3 protein-coding genes are annotated in these 4,674 nt (G+C 34.6%); all 3 read left to right on the top strand.

Features of this window, described 5'->3' with window-relative positions:
- Positions 1–669 precede the first annotated feature (669 nt).
- The 3 genes from F6K22_RS32740 (at position 670) to F6K22_RS32730 (ending at position 4,635) form a co-directional block, all read left to right on the top strand.
- Complete coding sequence (locus tag F6K22_RS32740; protein ID WP_293107937.1) at positions 670–1,506, top strand: sulfurtransferase; 837 nt, start codon at positions 670–672, stop codon at positions 1,504–1,506.
- 224 nt (positions 1,507–1,730) lie between these two features.
- A complete protein-coding gene (locus F6K22_RS32735; RefSeq protein ID WP_293107934.1) occupies positions 1,731–2,207 on the top strand; it encodes an NUDIX domain-containing protein in 477 nt (158 codons plus the stop codon).
- A gap of 799 nt (positions 2,208–3,006) precedes the next feature.
- Positions 3,007–4,635: a biotin/lipoyl-binding protein gene (locus F6K22_RS32730; RefSeq protein WP_293107931.1), complete on the top strand. Its 1,629-nt coding sequence runs from the start codon at positions 3,007–3,009 to the stop codon at positions 4,633–4,635.
- Positions 4,636–4,674: the final 39 nt, after the last annotated feature.

Below are 4,674 nucleotides of genomic sequence, written 5' to 3'. Positions count from 1 at the left end.
TAAATCATCAATTCTTTCTTCTTGCTCCCTGCTCCCTGCTCCCTACTCCCTCTTTTCTGGAGATGTCTAATTAATGAAGCAAAGACAATATATGTAGCAGGGAGCTAGAGAACAGTAGGAAAACATTTCCCTGTCTTAGAATTCATCATTAGTCCTATATCCTATAGGACTTACCCAAAGACCATGTATATAGCGTTCAAAACTATAGCGTTACAGTTTTTTAACTCTATATATAGTACCTCTGCGTAAGTCCCATCCTAATAAACTTGTTTCTTGCTATCTATATTATTAATTATATGGCGAACAAGAACTATACAGTTTGTTTGAAATATTTAGTGTTTATAACTCATTTCTCTAATACCAAATTGATAAATATTTGCTACATTTCCTTGATAGAAAAGGGTAGAGAGTAGGGTTCCTAAGTATGATATATCTTCACTTTCTTGAAACGAATCGTTAAAAACATTGCTTTTACTCATTTATTACTTAATAACTGAAGTCTTGAGTAAGCATAGCATTCTTTTTTCATGGATGGTATAAGTCCTGTCCTAACAATTATCTCGGTGAGTTTTTGCTATAGCCTCATGGGGAAAGTGTACCCGATCGAGGTCTATACACACAGAAGTGGTCAATTTTAATCTGGATTAGGATTGTTAATAGGAGAAACCAATGACAGATTATGCTTATCCTGAAGTTCTAATTGACACACAATGGCTGGCCGAACATCTTAATGATTCTAAAGTTCGTATAGTAGAGGTTGAGAGGAGTCCACAGTCAGACAAGAATATTCATGCTCATATTCCAGGTGCAGTTTTCTGGAGTATTACTGACCTGCTGCTGCCGGATCTTCAGATAAATCTTGAGGTAAATGCTATAGAGAAGCTACTTTCACAATCTGGTATTACCAATGAGACAACTATTGTTCCCTATAGCAGCGAACCTGGAATTGGAGGTTTTATCTTTTGGCTATTAAAATTATTTGGACATCAAGATATACGAGTTTTGAACGGCGGACATCAAAAGTGGATGTCAGAAGGTTGTCCAGTAGCAACAGAATTATCAAGTTTTGCACCGACTGAGTATAAGGCAAAACCAATTGATAAAAGTCTACGAGTATTGCATGAGGAAGTTCAATTATCAATCGGTCGTCCCGATACAGTTATATTAGATGTTCGTACTATTCAAGAATATCAAGGCCAACATTTTTTCATAAAGCCACCAGAAGGTTCGGAACGTGCAGGACATATTCCCAGTTCTATTCATATCGAACATATACTCACGCTTAATGAAGATGGAACTTTTAAATCATTTGATGACTTACAGATGCTCTACAGTAGTCATGGTATTACCTCAGATCGGGAAGTATTTCCTTACTGTGCAGTGGGTGGGCGATCGGGGTACATCTGGTTTGTTTTGAAATATTTACTTGGCTATCCCAAGGTTCGGAACTATGATGGTTCGTGGAATGAGTGGAGTCGCTTGTCTAATGTTCCGATTGAGAAATAGAAAAAGCAGAATACAAAATATTGATGATTGATATTCCATCGTTTTTCCTGGGTTGTGCTAGGCAAACAGCTATTCTATAAGTCCTAACCCTTGTTTGCCAAAATGTTTGATGGCTACTCTACTGGCCATCAGATTTTCAATATACTAGAAAGATCGTCTAAAAGCTTTGTTGAAATTGTTTTTGAGCCAAATATTATAGACTCATACTTTAGAACTGAGATGTTATGATTTCTCTGAATAATGTGAGATTAATCAGAGAAGATATGGAAAAGTCAGCAGTTAAGCCAGAGTTTCCACTTGTAACAGTTGGTGCTTTAGTTAAGGGGCCTTCTGATCGGATATTAATTGTTGAGACGACAAAATGGAAGGGTACATGGGGAGTACCTGGGGGAAAGGTTGACTGGGGAGAAAGTTTAGAGACTGCTGTAGCGCGGGAGTTTATGGAGGAGGTGGGGTTGAAATTAAATGATATTCGCTTTGCTATGTTCCATGAGGCGATACTCGATCCACAATTTTATAAAGAAGCTCATTTTATTATGGTTAATTATTGGGCAATATCCGATGGAGAAGATGTTGTGCCTAATGAAGAAATTGTGCGATGGGAGTGGGTTACTCCTGAAGGTGCTTTTGATTATCCTTTGAATAGTTATACTCGGATACTTGTTGAAAAGTATCTGGAGAATTTCAAAGTTAATGTTTAGCTGAAGACGAAATAAAAAAGACAAAAAAGATATTTTCTATAGAGAAGGATGATGAAATTGAAGTAGGGAAAGCCTTATAGATAAACTTCGTAAAATTACAAGCATAATATTACTTTCCCAAAATTTTTGACTGGATGGTTTAATAACCTTGAGGAAATTTGGCTATTAGATCGCATATTTTTTCGTATTTCTCTTCGCTAGAACAATATTTTTTAGGAATTATTATAAAACCTTTCATAAAACACATATGTTAGAAAAAAAATCAAAAGCAAGATTCCCAAAAAATTAGGATTAGGACTAACTGCAATGAATAAAGTTAAAAATAATACATAACATATAACAAAAAATCGTAAAATTTGTGAACTCAATTGACGGCGAAAATGAATGCGATTCGCATCTATATAATCTTGTACGCGATAATTGATAGTTAGTTGTATTTCTTCTTCAAACATTTTTTATCGGTATTCAAATCTAGACTGTTTAATATCTAATTAAAATTGTTCCTGTTACGTTACACCAGTTTATTTACAAGTTAATTATAAATTAAAAAGGCGAAAAAGAAGATGGAATAAAAAAAACAGAAAAGCTAATAGAAGGGTTGCAAAATGCTAGTTGCTCTAATAACCCAATACCGCTGTCTCTAAATAATTAGAAATTTCTCGACAATAATCATTACATAAATTGTGACATTCGCAAATCTTCAGGCTGTGTTAACACCGCTAGATATATGTGTTGCGGTCAAGCGCAAAAATGATCCTAATTAAAAGTATTGTACTTAATATGATAGTAATTGAAAAAAATGACTACCCAACTCCCCAAAACTGACTCTCCAAAGCGCCGTATATTTTCTCAAGAGTCATGGGAACAAATATCTTCCCCAGAAGAATTTGACCAATTAATACAAGTAGTTACTGTTAAAGACTGGCTATCTTTTGCCATATTGGGTGGTCTAGTATTAGTAGGTATTTTATGGAGTATTTTTGGCAAAATACCTATTACTGTAACTGGAAAAGGAGTATTAATTCGCCCCCGACAAGTAGTAGAATTTCAATCAGCAATTCAAGGTAATTTAGAATCTCTGAAAATTAGAGATGGAGAGTGTGTCAAAAAAGATGATGTACTGGCAACTATCGATCCATCTAAGCTCAAAAAACAGTTAGAGTTACAACAGCAAAAGCTAATTCTTCTGCAAACTCAAGCAGTAGATACTCAAAAGTTAGAAAGTCAACGCACTCAATTAGAAATAGATGGTTTGACAAGTAAAGCTGAAAGTTTAAGACAACGGTTACAAGACACTCAAAATCTGACACCTACTCTACAAAATAATACTTTAACAGCACTCCGGGAACAACGTCAGACTTTGGAGCAACGTTTACAGGATATGCAAGCTGTTACTCCGACATTAAAAGAGGAAAAATTACAGGAAATTAGCAAACAACGAACAAGTTTAGAAAAGCGTTTACGAGAGGCTAAAAAATTAACTCCTGAATTGAGAGATAAAAAATTACAGGCGATCGCCGAACAAAAAATTACTCTTCAGCAACGGTTAGAAAATGCCAAAAATTTAACTCCTCTTTTGCGAGATAAAAATGAGTTGGCATTGCAACAACAACGAGAAAGTTTACAGCAACGTTTGAAAGATGCCAAAGAGTTAGTTCCTGTTTTTCAACAGAGACTAACACAACGCCAGGAATTATTTGCCGAGGGTGCTATTTCTCAAGATAATTTATTACAAACAGAACAAGAATTTCGGCAAAATTTACAGTCTATTGGTCAAATTAATGCTGAATTAAAACAGGTAGAAGTACAGGAAACAGAGACTACAGAAAAATATTTAGAAAATTTCAGTAATATTAGCGAAATTGAGGATCGAATCAAAGATTTAGAAGTAGAGGAAGTAGAAACTAACCAGAGATATTTAGATAATATCAATACTATTAGAGAAATTGAAACTGAACTACAGGCATTAGATTCACAAACTACTGAAACTTCTAAACAATTTCTGGATAATCTCAATCAAATTAATGAGATAAAAGTGAAGTTACAGGAAGTTAAATTGCAAGAAACGGAAGCTATGGAAAAATATCTGGAAAACCAGAATACAATTGCACAGTTAAAAGTAGATTTACAGGATTTAGATACCCAGAGAAAACGTTTGGAACAAGAAAATTTAGAAGCAGCTAATAGTCGCAAAAATCTAATAGAAGAAGTTAACCGAGAAATTGCTAAGTTAGAAAAAGAGGTAGCTGATAATAGTAAAATTATTAGTCCAGTAGATGGATGTATTTTGGAAATTAAAAGCACTGTCGGACAATATGTAAATCCTGGTACTTCTCTGGGTAAAATTAATGTTCAAGGAAAGTCATCAGAATTAGTATCAGGAGTAATATTAATTTCCAGATCGGGTTTAATCCGCTTGCCATCTTGAACAGGGAAATAACTAACTGCTACTAATTCTGATGACTTT

The sequence above is a fragment of the Okeania sp. SIO2F4 genome, assembly GCF_010672385.1.
GTDB lineage: Bacteria > Cyanobacteriota > Cyanobacteriia > Cyanobacteriales > Microcoleaceae > Trichodesmium.
The sequence above is the reverse complement of the archived record's forward strand: the minus strand, read 5'-3'. Positions and strand labels throughout refer to the sequence as shown.

Excerpts from the sequence above, each read along its gene's own strand:
- F6K22_RS32740 (WP_293107937.1), top strand. The coding sequence starts at position 670 with ATGACAGATTATGCTTATCCTGAAGTTCTAATTGACACACAATGGCTG.
- F6K22_RS32735 (WP_293107934.1), top strand. The coding sequence starts at position 1,731 with ATGATTTCTCTGAATAATGTGAGATTAATCAGAGAAGATATGGAAAAG.
- F6K22_RS32730 (WP_293107931.1), top strand. The coding sequence starts at position 3,007 with ATGACTACCCAACTCCCCAAAACTGACTCTCCAAAGCGCCGTATATTT.